At 34.0% G+C, this 18,742-nt stretch carries 18 protein-coding genes and 1 riboswitch; of the genes, 14 read left to right on the top strand and 4 right to left on the bottom strand.

Annotated features, from left to right (window positions below; all coding sequences use genetic code 11):
• Positions 1-33 precede the first annotated feature (33 nt).
• A complete protein-coding gene (locus RTW14_RS16280; RefSeq protein ID WP_312653373.1) occupies positions 34-279 on the bottom strand; it encodes a helix-turn-helix domain-containing protein in 246 nt (81 codons plus the stop codon).
• Positions 280-436: 157 nt separating this feature from the next.
• Here RTW14_RS16280 and RTW14_RS16275 point away from each other — a divergent pair, with 157 nt between their 5' ends.
• A complete protein-coding gene (locus tag RTW14_RS16275; RefSeq protein WP_312653371.1) occupies positions 437-1,315 on the top strand; it encodes a GGDEF domain-containing protein in 879 nt (292 codons plus the stop codon).
• Positions 1,316-1,384: 69 nt separating this feature from the next.
• Here the strand turns inward: RTW14_RS16275 and spoIIID are convergent, their stop codons facing one another.
• The gene (spoIIID, locus tag RTW14_RS16270) at positions 1,385-1,642 is read right to left on the bottom strand and encodes a sporulation transcriptional regulator SpoIIID (protein WP_312653369.1); all 258 of its coding nucleotides are present in this window, start codon (positions 1,640-1,642) and stop codon (positions 1,385-1,387) included.
• A gap of 341 nt (positions 1,643-1,983) precedes the next feature.
• Between spoIIID and RTW14_RS16265 the strand changes: the two genes are divergently transcribed.
• The 8 genes from RTW14_RS16265 to RTW14_RS16230 all read left to right on the top strand — a co-directional run bounded on the left by RTW14_RS16265 (position 1,984) and on the right by RTW14_RS16230 (position 10,882).
• Positions 1,984-2,688: a response regulator transcription factor gene (locus tag RTW14_RS16265; protein ID WP_312653367.1), complete on the top strand. Its 705-nt coding sequence runs from the start codon at positions 1,984-1,986 to the stop codon at positions 2,686-2,688.
• On the top strand, positions 2,675-4,291 hold the full coding sequence (locus tag RTW14_RS16260) for a HAMP domain-containing sensor histidine kinase (RefSeq protein ID WP_312653365.1): 1,617 nt from the start codon (positions 2,675-2,677) through the stop codon (positions 4,289-4,291). The genes RTW14_RS16265 and RTW14_RS16260 overlap by 14 nt, the downstream gene beginning before the upstream one ends.
• Before the next feature lie 168 nt (positions 4,292-4,459).
• Entirely contained in the window at positions 4,460-5,578 is a 1,119-nt protein-coding gene (locus RTW14_RS16255; protein ID WP_312653364.1) for a hypothetical protein, read from the top strand.
• A gap of 21 nt (positions 5,579-5,599) precedes the next feature.
• Positions 5,600-6,742, top strand: coding sequence for an efflux RND transporter periplasmic adaptor subunit (locus RTW14_RS16250; RefSeq protein WP_312653362.1), 1,143 nt, complete (start codon positions 5,600-5,602; stop codon positions 6,740-6,742).
• A complete protein-coding gene (locus tag RTW14_RS16245; RefSeq protein ID WP_331641742.1) occupies positions 6,735-7,418 on the top strand; it encodes an ABC transporter ATP-binding protein in 684 nt (227 codons plus the stop codon). Before RTW14_RS16250 ends, RTW14_RS16245 begins: the two co-directional genes overlap by 8 nt.
• Complete coding sequence (locus RTW14_RS16240; RefSeq protein WP_312653359.1) at positions 7,412-8,668, top strand: ABC transporter permease; 1,257 nt, start codon at positions 7,412-7,414, stop codon at positions 8,666-8,668. The genes RTW14_RS16245 and RTW14_RS16240 overlap by 7 nt, the downstream gene beginning before the upstream one ends.
• A gap of 142 nt (positions 8,669-8,810) precedes the next feature.
• Positions 8,811-9,257 carry a hypothetical protein gene (locus tag RTW14_RS16235; RefSeq protein ID WP_312653357.1) on the top strand — a complete coding sequence of 149 codons (447 nt, stop codon included), beginning with the start codon at positions 8,811-8,813 and terminating at the stop codon, positions 9,255-9,257.
• A 131-nt stretch (positions 9,258-9,388) separates the two neighbouring features.
• Positions 9,389-9,520: riboswitch (cyclic di-AMP (ydaO/yuaA leader) on the top strand.
• A 114-nt stretch (positions 9,521-9,634) separates the two neighbouring features.
• Positions 9,635-10,882 carry a hypothetical protein gene (locus tag RTW14_RS16230; RefSeq protein ID WP_312653355.1) on the top strand — a complete coding sequence of 416 codons (1,248 nt, stop codon included), beginning with the start codon at positions 9,635-9,637 and terminating at the stop codon, positions 10,880-10,882.
• A gap of 74 nt (positions 10,883-10,956) precedes the next feature.
• On the opposite strand, the gene RTW14_RS16225 is transcribed toward RTW14_RS16230, so the two are convergent.
• Together RTW14_RS16225 and RTW14_RS16220 are read right to left on the bottom strand one after the other, a co-directional pair.
• Complete coding sequence (locus RTW14_RS16225; RefSeq protein ID WP_312653353.1) at positions 10,957-11,190, bottom strand: DUF3892 domain-containing protein; 234 nt, start codon at positions 11,188-11,190, stop codon at positions 10,957-10,959.
• A 96-nt stretch (positions 11,191-11,286) separates the two neighbouring features.
• Positions 11,287-12,522, bottom strand: coding sequence for a metal-dependent hydrolase family protein (locus RTW14_RS16220; protein WP_312653351.1), 1,236 nt, complete (start codon positions 12,520-12,522; stop codon positions 11,287-11,289).
• A 128-nt stretch (positions 12,523-12,650) separates the two neighbouring features.
• On the opposite strand from RTW14_RS16220, the gene RTW14_RS16215 reads away from it, so the two are divergent.
• The 5 genes from RTW14_RS16215 to RTW14_RS16195 all read left to right on the top strand — a co-directional run bounded on the left by RTW14_RS16215 (position 12,651) and on the right by RTW14_RS16195 (position 18,730).
• Positions 12,651-14,516 (top strand): hypothetical protein, encoded by a 1,866-nt coding sequence (locus RTW14_RS16215; protein WP_312653349.1) that lies wholly within the window; start codon positions 12,651-12,653, stop codon positions 14,514-14,516.
• Positions 14,517-14,593: 77 nt separating this feature from the next.
• Positions 14,594-15,454 (top strand): polysaccharide deacetylase family protein, encoded by an 861-nt coding sequence (locus RTW14_RS16210; RefSeq protein WP_312653347.1) that lies wholly within the window; start codon positions 14,594-14,596, stop codon positions 15,452-15,454.
• Positions 15,455-15,498: 44 nt separating this feature from the next.
• The gene (locus RTW14_RS16205) at positions 15,499-16,404 is read left to right on the top strand and encodes a bactofilin family protein (protein WP_312653344.1); all 906 of its coding nucleotides are present in this window, start codon (positions 15,499-15,501) and stop codon (positions 16,402-16,404) included.
• Between the two features lie 93 nt (positions 16,405-16,497).
• The gene (locus RTW14_RS16200; RefSeq protein ID WP_312653342.1) at positions 16,498-17,520 is read left to right on the top strand and encodes a rod shape-determining protein; all 1,023 of its coding nucleotides are present in this window, start codon (positions 16,498-16,500) and stop codon (positions 17,518-17,520) included.
• 58 nt (positions 17,521-17,578) lie between these two features.
• On the top strand, positions 17,579-18,730 hold the full coding sequence (locus RTW14_RS16195; RefSeq protein WP_312653340.1) for a THUMP domain-containing class I SAM-dependent RNA methyltransferase: 1,152 nt from the start codon (positions 17,579-17,581) through the stop codon (positions 18,728-18,730).
• Positions 18,731-18,742: the final 12 nt, after the last annotated feature.

The raw sequence follows: 18,742 nt of genomic DNA, 5'->3' as shown, positions 1-18,742 counted from the left end.
AGCCTTACTAGGACTTAACAGTTTTAGTAAGGCTTATTTTAGTAAATCATCATATGTCATTCCAAGTATTTTTGCAAATGCTTTTAGCTCAATATCAGTGACAAAACGTTCGCCACTTTCAATTCGCTGGATAATATTTTTGTCCATATCTACTCCATTGCGTTGCATTTCATCGGCCAGCATTCGCTGGGAATAACGGGCTGGCTGAGATTCTCTGAAGGCACGGATTTTTTTACCACAGATATTATTTAATCCATCTTTACTTTTGGTATGAAACATTTCTTTCCTCCGTTTATAGTATATCCAGTTTGATAGACAAATACATTGTATGTACAAAAAGTATATGCTATAATTAGAACTATAATGACCTATATTATAAGTCAAAAAGTGATGCTGTTTAATAAAAATCTAGCTCGGATAAGGATAAAGTTTTGTCATGGATATTAAGAACAAGATCGTACTAATATGTAATAACCAATTCTTTATAGATAGAATAACAAGCAGCCTTGAAAAAGACTGCTACATTGTTGAAGCAATGGATACTATATATAATGAGGGGGCGTTAGATAAATATATAGGGAATACTAAATTAGTGGTTTTGGAGGTAAGTAAGTTAGAAAATACCTGCACTGCACTGCCTGAACTTATAAATAAATTCAGAGATGATGAAAATACGGCACTTTTATTAATTTGTAGCAATAAACAGCAGGAACTTGCCGTTAAGGCGGTAAATATGGGCGTAATAGATGTTATATTAATGCCATGTGAGATAGAAATAATACAGACAAGAATTAATAATATACTTAAGATTATTAATTTAAAACGTCAGGTCCTACGGGATCCATTAACTAAAATTTATAATCGAACTGCATTCGAGGAAATGGTGCAGCGTTTGTTAAAACAGAAAATAGATAAAGCTGCGTTTATAATGATAGATTTAGATGATTTCAAATATTTAAATGATACTTTCGGACATGATGTAGGAGATGTTGTACTAATAAAGGTTGCGGATGCTTTGATAGAAGTAGTCGATAGAGATGATGTAATTGGAAGGATGGGAGGGGATGAGTTTGCAATATTTATCCCATATATCTATTCAAAAGAATACTTTATAAATAAGATTAAGGCCATTTTTAATAAACTAAAAATCCAATTTATAGAAAAAGGGAAAAAAGTAACAGTACTTAGTTCAATTGGGATTGCATTTTTTCCTGAACATGGTATTGAATTTAATGAACTATACCGAAATGCTGATACCGCTCAATATCAATCAAAAAATTCTGGTAAAAATAAGATTAAAATTTATAAGAACTAAAAAGAGGTTCTAAAGAGTAAAAAGCCTTACGAAAGATTAAAAGTCCTTCGTAAGGCTTTTTAAAAAATTTTATTTAGATGATTTTGACTGATATTTTTCTTTTGTTGCTAGACCGCCTCTTATATGACGTTCCGCCTTATTTGCATCTAAAACTGTTTTTACTTCAGCGGCAAGCCCTGGATTAATCTCATGCAGCCTTTCCGTTATATCCTTATGTACTGTGCTTTTGCTGACTCTAAATTTCTTAGCAGTCGCTCTAACCGTAGAATTTGTATCAAGAATGTACCTGGCTAGTTCCAGGACCCTTTCTTCTATGTAATCCTTCATATTAAATACTTCACCGCCCCTATCATTTATTGGATTCAATCTAATGAGTTCGATATCACAATATATGCGACAGGATTTAGAAGTATGAGAATTGTTTTGGAAGATTAGTAAAGCAATGGTAAAATAAGGAGAAGATTAATTCAGATAGATAAATAAATCCTTGTATGATAAAATATGATACTATTTGTCTTTAATTAAGAAATCTTAAGGTTATATAAAGGTACAATTAAGAATAAAGAAATATGATTAATTAATAACGAAAGGTATAAATATATCAGAATTTAGGTAATTTATAAGGTAAATTTGAAGGAAAGTACAAAAAATATAAGGAGGCTGATGATATGAGTTACAAAATTCTCGTAGCAGAGGATGATGATTCTATTGTGGATCTTTTAAAACTATATTTAGAAAATGAAGGATATGAGGTCTATGCTGCAAGTGATGGTCTCCAGGCAATGGGAATATTAGAAAATAATAAAATGGATTTAGCGGTATTAGACATAATGATGCCAAAACTTAATGGCTATGAAGTTACAAAACGGATTAGGGATATAAGTAATATTCCTATTTTAATCCTGTCTGCAAAAAATTTGGACAGTGATAAAATAATTGGCCTGGATATAGGTGCGGATGATTATATGACAAAACCTTTTAATCCATTAGAAATAATTGCAAGGGTAAAGGCTGCACTAAGGCGATATTATCAATTAAATGATGGTGCGGGAAAAGAAATTATTTCAAGTACAAAACTTGTTGTCGGTGAATTGGAACTTGATACTGAAAAACTAGAACTAACTAAATCCGGAAAAGAAATTTCTTTAACGCCTACAGAATATAAAATTATAACATTACTTATGAGATCACCTGGCAGGGTCTACACAAAAGCTCAGATTTATGAAACCATTAGTGGTGAGTACTTTGAAAGTGATGATAATACCATGATGGTGCATATTTCAAAACTTCGGGAAAAAATTGAAAGAGATCCTAAAAGTTCCGAATATATAAAAACAATCAGGGGGCTTGGATATAAAATTGAAAAAAGATAAGCGAAAGAGAGGAAGTTTCTTTTCTCTTCTTATAAAAAATTATATTGCATTTACAGTTATAAATGTTATTTTAGTTATATCTGTTTTTGCATTAGGGACGTTAGCTTTAGATGCCCATTTAAAACTACCTAAAGGAGATATAAATTCCCAAATTAAGATACTTGAGAAGGGACAGTACGAACGCATAAAACCATATACACTAGTTGGAGCAAAAGGGTATTTTGAAATTCTAAACAGTGATAATAAAATAATTTATACCAGTGACCGCAGTAGAACTGGAAAAGAATACACAGAAAGAGAATTAGATTGCATTCAGGATTATTCGGGAAATATTTACAGGTATTCATCTCAGTATAAGGATAGAAATGGTAAGCGGCTTACTATAATACATGAAGAGAGCTACGAAGATAATAAAAAAGAATCTAGGTATTTTCAAGTATTTGACCACAATCGTAATCTGATTATGTCTAGTGCAGGTGCACCAAAGAAAAAACATTATACAGTAAGAGAATTTGCGTATTTAACCAATTCATTAGGAGATGGCTTGGATATCAGTAAATACCGTTTTATGGGTGATGATGGCAGAAAGTATACAATTGTTATGAATACATCCTTTTCTGATGAAAGAAGCATGAATGCTTATTCCCATGGATTAATCGTGATCGATATTGGCATTATAGTTTGTTACATTATATCAGTATTAGGCTTTGTACTATGGCTTTCGAGAAAAATAAGAAAACCATTAGACACCTTAAGCAGCGCTATGCTGGCTTTCGCTGAAGGGGATCGAAATCAGGCGGTGGAATATAGCGGATCTGCGGAATTTGTTCAAATTTGTGATAGTTTTAATAACATGTCTGAACAGCTTAGGGAAAGTGAAAAAGCTAAGATGGAGATAGAAAAGCAAAAACAAAAAATGTTGGCAGATATATCTCATGACTTAAAAACACCAATAACAACCATACAGGGATATGCCAAGGCTTTAGCAGATGGTATGATTGCGGCAGAGGAACAAAAAAAATATCTGAATAAGATTTACAATAAAGCTATAGATTTGACAGATTTAATCAATACCTTTTATGAATATAGTAAATTGGAACACCCCGATTATGCTTTTACTTTTGAAAGTACAGAAATATACGAGTTCTTAAGAGAGTACTTAGCAAATAGATATGAGGAAATAAGTGATAAGGGATTTGAATTGGAACTGGATATACCAGAGGAAAGTGCTATTTGTAATGTAGACAAGGTTCAGTTAAAGCGTGCTTTTGACAATATAGTAAACAATTCATTAAAGCATAACATGCAAGGAACGAAAATATTCGTAAATGTTGCAGTATGTAATGAACAAAATGAACAAAACTTTATCAAGATTATTATTGCAGATAACGGAACGGGCATTCCAAAGGAAATCGCAAAGACCATATTTGAGCCTTTTGTTGTGGGCGATGATTCAAGAAATAGCAGACAAGGATCTGGATTGGGATTATCCATAAGTAAAAAGATTATAGAAAGACATGGAGGAAGCATAGCTCTGGAGACAACAGAAGCCAATCGATATAACACCGCATTTAGAATACTTATTCCATTTATAAGACAGTAGAGATCTAATCTGCTGTCTTTTGCATTTTCAAAGAGAAAACCAAAGCTTAATAGTGGGAAACTTAATAAAGCTTAAGGTTACATAAAGGTTTCTTTAAGGTTTTGTAAAGGTTTGTTAAAGATTTGATGGATATAATTGGAATAACAAATGAAAGGAAAGGAAAGTCAAATGAAAAAAGTAATTGCATTCAGTATTATTGCAGCTATTATTTTTAGTTTCCCGAGCATTAGTCTTGCAGCAGAAAAAAAGCCTGCAGATACTAAAAATAAAGAAAAAGTATATGAGATTTCATTGGAAACTATTGATGAAATCATGTTTAACAGTAGCAAATACTTTAAGGATTCCAAAGAACGCACTGAAAGACTTGGTCTAGACCAAAGCAAATATGAAAGAGAAATCAGAAAACTTAAGAATGAAGATTCTGGAGATGGCTGGGGGAATGCAAGTTCTATAAGCTCACTTTACGACCAATTAAGTAAATCAAAATATGATTTACAAATATCAAATATTACTGAAACTGCAGGGCTAAAAAAGCAGGCACTTACAGCAAAAGATGAATATTTAAAATATATGGGAATGAAGTTAGAGCAGGAACTTCTAAAAAGTAAGATAGAGAAGCAGAAACAGCAGGATTCTATCAGTGAGCAAAAATATAAGAGAGGGCTGATATCACTAACTCAATACAAAGAGAGCATGACTAAGGATACGGATTATAGTGATGAACTTTCTGAAGGAGAAAAGAAACTAGAAAAGCAGATAGAGAGTTTTAAAAGTGCTGTTGGTCTAAAGGTTGAGGATAAAGTTCAGTTTAAGGAGTTAAAAGATTTTGACTATGATAAATTAGCAAGAATTTCTTTCGATAAAGATTTGGAAGAAGCTATAAAAAATTCCAAAGAAATACAAGTTCAAGAAATGAAAGTTGAGCATTTACAAAAAGAAATTGTAAAAGACCGTAGGGGTATAAGTGACAGCCAGAAAGAATTAGCAGAACTTAAGGATACTGTAAAAAAGAATTTTAAAAATCAGTATGAATTGTTGGATACTACTGCTAAGAAAGTAAATAAATCAAGCAGAAACTTAAAAGAGGCACAAAGTAATCTTGATATTGCCAAAGCAAAATATGACAGAGGATTAATGTCCAAAAAAGATTTTGAGGAACTAAGGATTAAAAATTTAGAGGTTATTAATCAAGGTAAATCAGCAGAGCTGGAACTGCAGGAAGTGTTTCTAACCTATCAGCTATATAAGGAAGGATATCAGGGCGCAATCGGTAGTAGCGTAAGTTGAATTATAGAAGGAGAGTAATAAATGCGTAGCTTAAAAAACGTAAAAAAGAAAAAAGTTATCAAGGTTGGAATTGTAGTTGTCATAGCTATTGCTGTAATTGTTGCATTTATGCCGAAGCATTCAGGTGAGGATCAACAAATGCCCATTTCCTCATTTTCATTAGAAAAAAAAGATCTTACTGAGAGCATAAGTACCAGTGGGAAAGTTGAAAGCGTAGAAAGCAAAAATGTATCAGCAGTGGCAGAGGGAAAGATTAAAACAGTATATGTTAAATTAGGACAGCAAGTAAAAAAGGGGGACTTACTTGCACAACTTGATACAACAAGCGCTCAGAGAGAAAGGGAAAAGGCACAAAAATCCAATAAATCAGAAACAGATTTAGCATTGCAGGATATGGAATCAAAATACAGAGAATTTGATAATGCTAAATTCCTATTTGAAATGGGAGAGATTTCAAAGGATGATATGATTAAGGCACAAACTGCATATGAAACGGCCTCAAAAGATTATGAAAACAAAAAACAATCGGCGGATATCAGTACATTTCAGCAGCAAATTGCGGATGCAACGCTTAGAGCACCTATATCTGGGACAGTAACTTTAGTCAATGCTACTGAAGGAAATGCCAGCAGCGGAGTTCTATTTACGATTGAAGACACACAAAATTTAAAGGTTACAGCCAATGTAAGCGAGTATGACATAAATCAAGTGAAAAAAGGTCAGAGAGTCATTGTAAAAACAGAAATGACAGATGATTTAGAACTTTCAGGTGAGGTTCGTTCTATTGCGCCTACAGCACAAAAGGAAGAATCTACGGGAAAAACCACAGCTACGGGAAAAGTTCAATTTTCAGTTGAAATTGGTATAAAGGATAGAAATCCAGATATAAAGATTGGTACCAATGCACGAGTTAATATTGTTACAGCGGGAAAAGAAGGGGTTCTCGCAGTACCATTTGATGCACTTGTTAAAAGTAAACAGGGAAGCAATATATATGTGGCTGATAAAAAGGGGAACAGTTATGTAGTCAGAGAAATAAAGGTTAAAACTGGTTTAGAAAATGATCTTTATGTAGAAATCACGGGAAAAGAGGTTAAAGAGGGACTAAGGGTTATCAATAATCCAAAAGACCTGACTGTAGGTCAGGAGGTAAATCTTGGATAATATAAATAAAATAATTGAAATGAAAGATATACATAAAAGCTTTTATGTTGGGACACCGCAGGAATTAAATATTGTTAAGGGCGTTAATTTAACAGTAGACAAAGGGGAGTTCCTGGCTGTAGTAGGAGCATCTGGCTCAGGGAAAAGTACACTGATGAATATAATAGGGGCGTTAGATAAGCAAACCAGCGGTACATATATTTTAGAAGGGTTAGATGTATCTTTAGCTAATGATGACAAATTGGCAGAGATAAGAAATTTAAAGATTGGTTTTGTATTTCAAAATTTTAATCTTATACCAAGATGTTCTGCCTTAAAAAATGTTGAATTGCCAATGCTTTATGCGGGAATGGGCAGGAATGAAAGAATGGAAAGAGCAAAGCAATTGTTGGAACTGGTGGATATGTATGATAGGAGAGAGCATCAGCCGAACGAATTATCAGGGGGACAGAAACAGCGAGTTGCCATAGCAAGGGCTTTGGCTAATAATCCGGCTATATTGCTGGCAGACGAACCAACGGGGGCGTTGGATTCAAAAACAGGAAGAATGGTAATGGATTTGTTTCATAAAATCAATCAAGAGGAAGGCAAAACCATTGTATTCATTACTCACAGCATGGAACTGGCAGAAGAAACAACCAGGCAGATAACAATAAAGGATGGTCTTATATGCTGATTATAGAAAACTTATTCCTTGCGATTGCAGGGTTAAAAACAAATAAAATGCGTTCGCTTTTAACAATGCTTGGAATTATTATAGGAATTTCATCCGTTATCGCAATTGTGTCAGTAGGGGATTCTATATCTGCTTCTATTGAAAAGGATATGAAAGAGATGGGGATGGAAAACATCTCAGTAGATATAAGAAGAAAAACGGATGATACACAAGTATATTATGATGATGATGAAAAACCGCAAGCAGAGGATTTACTTTCATTAAATGATCTCAAAAATTTTCAGGATAAATTTAAGGATAAAATAAAAACCTTAAGTTTTACTCAGGATGGCGGCTCAGGGGAAGTGAGAGTAGGAAAAAAACCGGAAAACGTTTATATTCAGGGGACAAATTCTGGATATAGTGTACAAAAAAAGGTTAAAGTCATAAATGGAAGATACCTGGAGGATAAGGATGTAGAAAGAGCCAGAAAAGTTGCTGTTATTCCAAGAGAACTGGCAGATAATATAGAAAAGCAAGGAGATGAACCCTTGGGAAGTGAAATCAAAGTTTTTGTACAAGATAAATTGACCACTTTTTTAGTAATAGGGATCTATGACAATGGCTCTAAAAATAAAGGGGTCATGGCCGGCGGCTTTGAAGAATTGGCTACTATTTATGTTCCAGCAACCACAGCAGGGGAACTTAAGAATGAAACCAATTTCAGAGGATTTGAGGTTTCTCCTGCTTACGGAGTTAGTGGAGAAAGTTTGTTGAAAGATATTAACAGTTACTTTGGTGATATATACAGCAAAAATAAGAAATGGGAATGCGTAGGCTATAATATGCAGCAGGATATGAATTCTTATACCGACATGCTGAATAAAGTAAAAATGTCAATTGCTGTTATAGCGGGTATATCGCTGCTTGTAGGGGGTATTGGAGTAATGAATATCATGTTGGTATCGGTTACAGAACGTACAAGAGAAATTGGTATTCGGAAGGCTTTGGGTGCAAAAGGAAAGTTTATACGGCTTCAGTTTATAGTGGAGGCCATTATTATCTGCGGAATAGGAGGAATGATAGGCGTAGCATTAGGACTGGGTATAAGTGGCATTGTTGTTAGTGTTATGGGAAATGCACTACAAATTTCTCTGCCTGTCATATTTATTAGCGTAGCATTTTCCATGTCAATAGGAGTGTTTTTTGGATACTATCCAGCTAATAAAGCAGCAAAATTGGATCCTATAGAGGCTTTAAGATATGAATAAGTTAATGAATAAAGCAGTTCTGACAGTTTAAATATTTATAAATTTATCATATTTTCAACACAAAGATGAGTTAAAATGTTAAAATATAGTTTATATGAAATTTTTATTAAACCATTTATGGTGGAAACGGAGACTAATTATTATGAAACTTAAAGACAAAGGAACTCATGAAGGACCAAAGCGATTTTCTATTTCAATTCTTTTATATGTTGTTGCTGCAATTGTAGCACTTCTTGGAATTGCGTTACTAGCAGATGATATTTATATATTTAAATCTACGGTTGCCCAATATGTAATGCAGGGATATTCTGCAGATGATGTTATGAAAAGTCTGATACCTGCACAGTTACTTCCAGGAGTATTTGAAGCCATCGCTTTATATGGCGGCATGACATTTGCGTTAATAGGCATTGGTATAGCCAATAGAAAAATCTCAAAAAACTTAATCACTTTAGATACAGTTACCAATGAAGAGAGTGTAGAAGAAAAGACTCTACCTGAAAATGTTGATGAGTCAGAAAATACGGAAATCGTTAACGAAGAGGCTCAAAATATAGAAGATGAAGAGAAAACAAAGACTGAATTATAGAATGATAGTTTAGTTAATTACAAGATAAAATGAGAGACATTGTAATTTGTTGTCTTTTATGATATAATAAATTAATAGAAGGAATGATTGAAAAATAAAAAATGTTTAATTTTATCATTTCATTCCTACAATTAAATAAATCGCTGAATCCAGAAATGGAATGGGAGAACCAATTTTGGGGTGAATCACAATGTTATTTGTGTAGGGTGTACTTATCGTCCGAATCCGTCAGCTAATCTCGTAAGCGTTAAAAGAGAATACAAACAATATAATATATTACCTTTTATCGAATAACGCTACAGATATTTTCTGTGGCGTTTTTATTTATAGAAAATAGGATTTAAGTATTTCCTACAATAAAAGAAGGAGGGCGTAGTTTGTATAAAGATAAAAAAATAAAAGTTGGGGTAGGTTTCGCCACTGGAAGAAAAAACTTCCACAAGGTATTGAGGAGTTATATAAATAATTGGAGGGAATCTGGCTTGGTCGATAATAATAATATCAGTTTACACATTATTGTTGCGTATGACCTGACTTATAATAAAACACAAAAAAAAGATTACATTAATCTGCATCCAGATCTAGCTGAGAATATTGACGGTTCTATATATATTGGCTGTAGTGATATAGAAGAAGAAATTGAATTTTTAAATGAACAAAATATTATTAATGAGGAAGAAGCACGTAAAATTTTCGGAAAAGGATATGCATCACAACGTAATGCGGTGCTATACAGCGCTATAAAAAACGAAATGGATTATTTGATTTTTTTAGATGATGATGAATATCCGGTAGCAGTGACAAACTCTCAAAACTATGCAGTCTGGGGAGGACAACATGTTCTTTCAACGCATATAAAGCATCTTGAGCAGGCAGATTTAACTCATGGGTATCATTGTGGATATATCTCTCCAATTCCCTTTATCGAATATAACGATACAATGACAGAGATGGATTTTAGATCTTTTATAGAGGCTATCAGTAATGATATTCTAAACTGGGACAATGTTAAGTTAGTGATGGAGAACGGTGGCGTTACGTATGCAGATACCAAAATACTAACTAGCGATATTACTGAAGATGTGGAAGAAATTAACCATGCTAAGTTTATTTCAGGTGCAAATTTAGGAATTAATCTTACAAATCCACAGCGGGTTTTTCCCTTCTATAATCCCATGGGAGCCAGGGGAGAGGATACTTTTCTGAGTACTTGCTTAAGTCAAAGAAAAGTTTTACAAGTACCTTGTTATACCTTTCATGACGGCTTTTCTACTTATAATCACCTGTTAGAAGGGGTGTTACCAATAAAATTGAAGTTTATTAAATCAGATAATGAAAAAGTCATCAAACGTTTTTATAAAGCTTGTATTGGATGGATTCGATATAAACCGTTATTATTATATATAACACAAGAGGAGAGCTACAGTGAAAAAATAAGTGAGATGAGAGAAAGACTTAAGCAGGTATTACCTACGATTTGTACTTATTTCGGAACAACTGAATTCATGAATATACTGGCAAATTTAGAAAAATATAATAAAAATGTAGAAAGAGATTACCAAGACTTTGTTGAGGTACAAAAAATTTGGACAAAGTTGATGGATTATTTCGTAAAAGTAAGATAAATTATCCTATTGGAAACCTCATGGCTAATGTATATATTTTACACTAACCAAGAGGTATAGGAGGATATAGCATGTTATTTAAAAGTAGGTAAGTCAGAGATAGCGGCTATAGTTGAACTATTAGGATCGTTTCTTAAAAATTCCCCGCCATTCTTACCACGCATAACGATCGTACCATCTATAAGCCCTTCTTTTGCCATTAATATTGCATGATTTATAGGCAATATAGTCTTATTTTCAAGCATTACGTCTGTTATTTCACCATCTTCATTTTTTCTTATTTTAATTATTTTGCTAGTATTATCCATCGTTATTTCTCCTCACATACTTTTATTTTGAAATATTTAAATAGCTCAAAACTATTACATATCTCTATTAAGTATTTACAAAAGTAAGGGGAATATTCAGATAATATGGCCTTCTTTCATAATAATGCTCATATTTTCCAATGATATATTTCTAATTTCCTCAAGAGGGTTTCCGTTTAAAACAATCAGATCAGCAAATTTTCCTTCTTCTAATGTACCAGTGATATCTCCAACCTTTAACATATCAGCTCCGGTTTTGGTCGCTGCAACAATTGTATCCATAGGGGAAATGCCTGCTTTTTCTACAAAAGAATACATTTCTCCAATAGCGGTAATACCATATGGTGTTACTGTTGAGCAAAAAGAATCTGAGCCGATAGTTAATCCTATGCCTTTTGATTGTGCTTTTCTTAGGTTCTCGTATACTCGGTTTAATTCTTTTTCCGCTACAGACTCTCCTTCATATTGGTCATGAACTTCAGGAATATATGGAGGGGCATAGGTTTTAAACCATTCATTCAAAAATTGAATAGTAGGGCAAAAATAAATTTTTTTCTCTGCCATAATATCTAAACACTCATCATTTAAGGTCTGTCCGTGAATTATCAGGTGCACACCCGCTTTTACAGAGTCTAATGCACCACTATAACCTTCAGCATGTGACCATACAGGGATTCCTATCATATTGCATTCATCCACAACAGCTTGAATCTCCTCAAAGGTGTAATGCTGATCTAGCTTTTGGTCCCATCTCCAAATACCTCCACCGGTACTCCATATTTTAATGGCATCTGGATTTTCCCGAAGCCTTCTTCGCACTGCTTTACGAAGTTCCCAGGGACCATCAACGCGTTCTGCCCAAGGATGAGATTCCTCATTATATCTTAAGGGAAGTCTGTGACTGTCCCCATGGCCGCAAGTACGACAAAACCCTAAGCCGCTGCCTACAATTCGTGGCCCCTGCATTACACCAGCTTCAATCATATTGCGTATATGTAGACCAGAACGTGAGATTTCTCCTACGGTTGTCAGACCATGTTCTAAGCACTCATGAGCTTGTTGTACAGCGACTACAGTTTTTTGAATAGGATCTTCAAAAACCCAATCATTATCATTTTCAGTAAGATTGCCCGAAAAATGTAAATGTGTATCGATTAAGCCTGGCATAATGGTTTTCCCCGTTATGCTAATTGATTTATAACATTCATCAAAATTTTTTTGGGGTCCAGCATATTCAATTTTCTTATTACAAATTAAAATTAATGAATTCTCAATGGGATTATTGCCGGTGCCATCAATTAACAAACCACCGGTAAAGGCTATTTTACTCATAATAACTATACCTTTCTTCATAAATTAAAATAAAGTTTTAAAATTTATAACTTTAGTATAGCATATTTCGTAAAAATATTTTAAAATTAAACGAAGATAATGTAAATCAGAAGAAGGGGTGTATAATCTTGGCGATCAAACAATCTGCATACGATAATTTAATAGCGGGTATAAGTAAAAATGAAGATTTTAGTGATGCTTTTGGAATGATTATTAACAATCCATATAGAATATTAGGAGCTTCTACCTTTTGCAATGATGCTGAATTAAAGGCACTATATGATCAGTGGAAGAGTGCTCCTGACAAGTATAAATCTAAATTTGATAAAACAAAGCTTGGAGCACCTAATAGAACGAAGGAAAAGATGGAATGGGCACTGGAAAATGCAGACAGTTATGTTTATAAAATTTTCTGGTTTTCAGATGCAGACGTGGCTTCAAGATTGGGTAATAAAGGAGATTTCATAGAATTCTTTGGTAAGAATCAAGGGGTTAATACTACTGATTATAATTCATTTTTGGCACAGTACATTTTTCTATGTGTATTTGATAGAAATTTTACAATGACGGAACAATGGAAGATTATACTAAATTTAGTCAATGATCTCTTAAATGTTTCTGTGGGCAGGTTTTGGGGATTTTTTAGCGGCAATAAAATAGAAGCTATCGATAATAATAAGATGGCGTTTTTATATAATGAATTTAAGGACAATATTTTATATCCAATAAAGGAAATTGTAAATAGACAAAGCATAAAGATTAATCTTGAAGAAACAATACATATAAATAACATTTTAAGCAGTGTGGAAAAACCGCAGCTTCCGTTTTCTAAAATACAAAATGTATTATACGAAAAAATAGAAAAATGGTTTGTAAAAGAGGCTGAATATGTAAACAATGTGCTTTTGGCAAACGTGACAGGTGTAAATGCCACATCTATGGAAGAAAAGCTTGCAATTACAAATGCCTATAATTATATTATGAGTACGATAGCCCCTGAATTTAAAAATCTTGTTACGACTATTATACCAACTGAACATTCTATGAATACCAGACTTAGAATGATGTTTTCAGGCAAGTTCATAGTGGTATCTAAAATATTAAGTAACGCGGGACTCTTTAATGAGAGCATTAAACTATACCAATTGTTTAATGAACTATTTGAGGACGAGTACATTGCAGGAGAAATTACTAATTTAACTAACCTTATTAAACAGGAAGAGAAAACAAGGATGGCACCTCATGCAGCAGCTACAGCTATGGGAAATCCAGCATTAGATGAGAATAGTGGCTTGGCTCCTCCAGCAGAACTTGGAGAATTAGAAGCTTTAGAAAAGGAACGAAGAAGAGAGTTCTTTAAAAGAAACACAAGGACAGGGATAGACTATAAAGAAGTCATTCAAGGGGTACTTAATAATGAATTGCGTTTGGTAAAGACAGAAGAAGAACTGGGAAGAGAACAGATCCCTTTAATCGACAGAGTAGTTGAGGAGGCAGCTGCAGAAGCAGAAGCAGAAGCCTTAAGGGTGAAGCTGGCCATGGAAGAGATGCAGAGAAGGCATGAGCAGGAACTCAATGATAAGATTAATGAGTTAAATTTTGAATATAAAAATAGCATGAAAAAATGGATAACCGCTATTGTTGTCATACTTGTATTAACTATATCTTCATTAGGAATCATGATAGTTCAACTTCAAAAAACTAATGCAGTTGAGGGCCTAACTGATGCAGTTGCAGTTTCTTCAGAAGCTTTAAATATGCAAAAAAGCCTTAAAACAGAAAAAGGTGAGATTCAGGAATTAGAAGCTAGACTTGCTGAAATTAACGCTGATATTGCAGAAGCAAGCCGTAAATATGATGAAACAAATGAGAGTCAGTATGCGGATCAATTAGCAGAAAAGCAAACTGAGTATAATGAGTTATATTCTAAGTATACAGACAAGGTTACTAATTATAATCAACATTTGCAAGAATATAAAGCCTTACAGCAGTAAAACACATCTTGTTTTCTGCATAAAATTGTGATAATATTCTAGTATATGTTTACAATTTAGATAAGAAAAGAGAATGTATGAAAGAGAAAAGTGTTGTTTTTTATAAACGTTTAATTATTTTTACATCTCTTTCAATAATAATTGTCATAGCTTGCTTATTGGCTTTTTTCGTAATCAATAAGTTGAATCTTTGGGATAGAGAGTCTATGGCAGAGAAAACTGTGCCTGTTGTAAGTAAGACTACTGCTCAAGAGGCTACAACCTCTGCGATAGAAGAGGAAAAGTTCATTACAAAAACTGCTATTTCTGATAAAATAACAGAGAATGATGGAAAAGTAGTGTACTTGACTTTTGATGATGGATCTTCTGAAAATACTTTGCAAATTTTGGATTTATTAAAGGAAAACAACATCAAAGCGACTTTCTTCTTTAATACTAGTGAAAACCAGACAGCAGACAGTATTATTAAAGAGGCCTATGACAATGGACATGCCGTAGGAGTGTTAACTTCAACGGATTATAATTATGATGCCATTTATTCTTCGGTGAGAAATTATATGAAGGATTTTGACAAGTCATATAACAGAATCTATCAGGTTACAGGTGAAAAGCCAGAGATACTTAGGTTCCCAGGTGGAAGTATTAATGAATATAATAAAGCTGACTATAAATCTTTGATAGAACAAATAGTAAGCAGAGGTTTAGTGTATTTTGATTGGAATGTTTGTGCTGACGATGGTTCAGGAAAGACATCAAAAGAATCAATGGTTATAAATGCTACAAAACTTCCTAGCAAAGCTGACAAGTGTATTGTTTTAATGCATGATAACGGAAATGATAATACCTGTCAGGCATTAAAAGAAATCATTCAATTCTATAAAGATAATGGATATGATTTTCAGAAATTGACAGCAGATGTTAAACCAATTACCTTTTAGAGGGTAAATAAATATTACTAGTGAATTTATTGGAGGCGCCAAAAATGAGTAATAAAGGAAATTTTAGCCAGGCAATGAGAGAAATTTTGGGGATGGATTCTTCTCAAGACAAGGCAAAAGTTAATGAAGAGGCTGGTGCAGCAACAGATAACACAGAAAATTATACGGCTGCAAATCAAACTCCAGAGGAGCCGACTAACAATGACCGATTGAATCAAGATTTTAGTCAAGCTTTTAATCAGAGCACACAGAGCACACAGAATACCCAGAATATGGGCGCTCGTACAAATCAAAGTAATGATACATATAATCAACAACGGTCAAATACAAATTTTGAAGAGCCAGCTTTCTTTGACAGGCCAGGATATGGGCAGTCAACCCAAAACAGTTTTTCTGGCAACTTCGCTGCTGATTCTACAAGGTTTAATAATGGCTTTGGTGGTGGTAATTCTGGAAATGGCATAGGCAATAATGAACCATACAAAGAAGAAGAAGTAGGTACAACTATTATTACTAGAAACACAATAGTTGAAGGTAATATAAAATCTTTTGAAAACATTGAATTAAATGGTAAAGTTAAGGGCAAAATTGATACTACCAAGAATGTAGGTGTATCAGGTTTTGTTCAAGGTGACATTATAGCGACTGATATCCTATTGGAAGGTGCACAAATTAAGGGAAATATTAGCTCTAAGGGTGCTTTGCTTATGGATAAAGATACTTTACTTGTAGGTGATGTGGAAGCCCAAAATACTAGAGTTGATGGCAAGATAAAGGGCGAAGTTAATATTGGAGGCAATGGAGAGTTTCTTTCAAATTCTGTTGTTGTTGGAAATATTACAGTATCTAATTTTTATGTACAATATGGTGCAAGAATGCAGGGCTATATCAATACTAATTTCTCTAAGAACGAAGAGGATAGCATTTTTGGGCAAATAGTGAGTAACTAGTATATATGGATTACATAAAACATAGACTAATTGTGCTGCTCTTTAGTGAATAATTTGCTTGAAGAGCAGTTTTAAATTGAAAGGAGAAATCAAGTGGGATTTTCATCAGAAGTTGGTATTGACCTTGGTACGGCCAATGTTTTAGTTTATATTAAAGGAAAAGGTGTTGTTTTAAATGAGCCTTCAGTTGTTGCAATTAATCAAGATAACAATGAAATTTTGGCTGTAGGTGAACAGGCTAGACAAATGCTTGGTAGAACTCCTGCAAATATTGTGGCAGTTAGACCTTTGCGTGATGGTGTTATTTCAGATTACGATGTAACAGAAAGAATGCTTAAGTATTTTATAAAGAAAACCTGTGGAACAAGTAGATTTTTTAGACCTAGAATCATGGTCTGTGTTCCAAGTGGTGTTACAGAAGTTGAAAAGAGAGCAGTTAGAGAAGCAGCTACTCAAGCAGGGGGCAAAGATGTTTATCTTATGGAAGAACCTATTGCTGCTGCTATTGGAGCTGGCCTTGACATTTCTAAGCCAGATGGAGTACTAGTTATAGATATCGGTGGAGGAACTACGGATATAGCTGTTATTTCACTTGGCGGTATTGTTGCAAGCGCTTCCGTAAAGATTGCTGGAGATAAATTTGACGAGTATATTGTAAAATATATGCGTAAAGTGCATAAATTATATATCGGGGAAAGAACTGCAGAAGAATTAAAAATGACTATCGGTACAGCTTATCAAAGAGATGAACCTATCTCAATGGAATGCAGAGGAAGAGACTTGGTTAGTGGATTACCTAAGTCAATAGAGGTTTCATCTGCTGAAATGATGGAGGCTCTTGAAGAACCATTACAAACTATTGCAGAAGCGGTTCATTCTGTACTTGAAAGAACACCGCCTGAACTTGCGGCAGATATTAGTAACTCAGGTATCGTTATTACAGGTGGTGGAGCATTACTTTACGGTATTGACAGGAGAATTCAAGAACGAACAGGAATTGAGGTTAGAATTGCAGAGGATCCTAAGTCTTGTGTAGCTGTAGGCACAGGCGAAGCGTTGAATTCTCTTGAGTTTATGGAAACAAACCAATTGAATAGAAAACGATCTAATTTTTAGCGCATAAAAAGCTCTCAAAAGGGAGCTTTTTTGTATAATAAAGAAAGTAGAGGAAAAGATGAAACTTGAATTAATTGCAACATCCACATTTGGACTTGAAGCTGTAGTTAAAAGAGAAATTGAAGCATTAGGCTATAAAATCATTAAATCTGAGGATGCCAAAATAACTTATATGGGAGATGAAAGAGCTATTGTAAAGTCAAATCTATGGCTGAGATGTGCAGACAGAGTACTTGTAAAGATGGCTGAATTTGAAGCATTAGAATTTGAAGATTTGTTTCAAACCATGAAAGGGATTGCATGGGAGGAATGGATTCCTATTGATGGCAACTTTAAGGTTAATTGTTCGTCTGTAAAATCAAAACTATTCAGTATGCGAAGCTGTCAAAGTGTTTCAGAGAAGGCAATTATTGAAAGACTAAAAGAAACATATGGTGTTGAGCATTTTGAAAAATCAGGAGCGGAATATGTTGTAAAGGTAACGCTGTTAAAGGATAGAGCCACTATTACACTTGATACAACTGGTGTAGGGCTTCATAAGAGAGGATATCGCCAAAATGCAGTAGTAGCACCTATAAAGGAGACTTTAGCAGCAGCCATGGTACAACTGTCTTTTTGGAGAGAGGGAAGAATTCTTGTTGACCCTTGTTGTGGTTCTGGGACTATTGCCATAGAAGCAGCAATGATTGCAAAAAATATTGCTCCTGGTTTAAACCGACATTTTGCAGCAGAAGAGTGGGATATAATTCCAGAGTATTTATGGAAAGAAGAACGAAAGGCAGCCTTTGGCGCCATAGAGCATGATAAAGATATTCGTATAGAAGCTTACGACATAAATCCTGCCGCAATAGAAGCCTCCCTAGAAAATGCTGAAGATGCTGGGGTTGATGATTGTATTACTTTCAAAAGGATGAATATCTCTGAAATGGAAGCCGGCGAAATGAGTGGGGTAATTGTAACAAATCCTCCATATGGAGAAAGAATTGGAGAAAAGGATGAAATTAAAAAGATTTATAATAAATTAAAAAACTTTTTGAAACAGAATCCTACTTGGTCATTATTTGTGATTACACCTGACAAAACCATAGAAAAGTTAGCATTTGGAAAACTGGCTGATAGAAGACGAAAACTATATAACGGGAATATTGAAGTATGTTACTATCAATTCCACGGAGCAAAGCCGCCAAAGCCCAGTAAAGAAGAAAAATAAAAGTATTTAAAA

This window comes from Aminipila sp. (genome assembly GCF_032051575.1).
GTDB lineage: Bacteria > Bacillota > Clostridia > Peptostreptococcales > Anaerovoracaceae > Aminipila.
The sequence above is the reverse complement of the archived record's forward strand: the minus strand, read 5'-3'. Positions and strand labels throughout refer to the sequence as shown.

What these genes read in the sequence shown, in the direction of transcription:
- RTW14_RS16280 (WP_312653373.1), bottom strand. Translation starts at nt 279, where the DNA reads ATGTTTCATACCAAAAGTAAAGATGGATTAAATAATATCTGTGGTAAA.
- RTW14_RS16275 (WP_312653371.1), top strand. Translation starts at nt 437, where the DNA reads ATGGATATTAAGAACAAGATCGTACTAATATGTAATAACCAATTCTTT.
- spoIIID (WP_312653369.1), bottom strand. Translation starts at nt 1,642, where the DNA reads ATGAAGGATTACATAGAAGAAAGGGTCCTGGAACTAGCCAGGTACATT.
- RTW14_RS16265 (WP_312653367.1), top strand. Translation starts at nt 1,984, where the DNA reads ATGAGTTACAAAATTCTCGTAGCAGAGGATGATGATTCTATTGTGGAT.
- RTW14_RS16255 (WP_312653364.1), top strand. Translation starts at nt 4,460, where the DNA reads ATGAAAAAAGTAATTGCATTCAGTATTATTGCAGCTATTATTTTTAGT.
- RTW14_RS16250 (WP_312653362.1), top strand. Translation starts at nt 5,600, where the DNA reads ATGCGTAGCTTAAAAAACGTAAAAAAGAAAAAAGTTATCAAGGTTGGA.
- RTW14_RS16240 (WP_312653359.1), top strand. Translation starts at nt 7,412, where the DNA reads ATGCTGATTATAGAAAACTTATTCCTTGCGATTGCAGGGTTAAAAACA.
- RTW14_RS16235 (WP_312653357.1), top strand. Translation starts at nt 8,811, where the DNA reads ATGAAACTTAAAGACAAAGGAACTCATGAAGGACCAAAGCGATTTTCT.
- RTW14_RS16225 (WP_312653353.1), bottom strand. Translation starts at nt 11,190, where the DNA reads ATGGATAATACTAGCAAAATAATTAAAATAAGAAAAAATGAAGATGGT.
- RTW14_RS16220 (WP_312653351.1), bottom strand. Translation starts at nt 12,522, where the DNA reads ATGAGTAAAATAGCCTTTACCGGTGGTTTGTTAATTGATGGCACCGGC.
- RTW14_RS16210 (WP_312653347.1), top strand. Translation starts at nt 14,594, where the DNA reads ATGAAAGAGAAAAGTGTTGTTTTTTATAAACGTTTAATTATTTTTACA.
- RTW14_RS16205 (WP_312653344.1), top strand. Translation starts at nt 15,499, where the DNA reads ATGAGTAATAAAGGAAATTTTAGCCAGGCAATGAGAGAAATTTTGGGG.
- RTW14_RS16195 (WP_312653340.1), top strand. Translation starts at nt 17,579, where the DNA reads ATGAAACTTGAATTAATTGCAACATCCACATTTGGACTTGAAGCTGTA.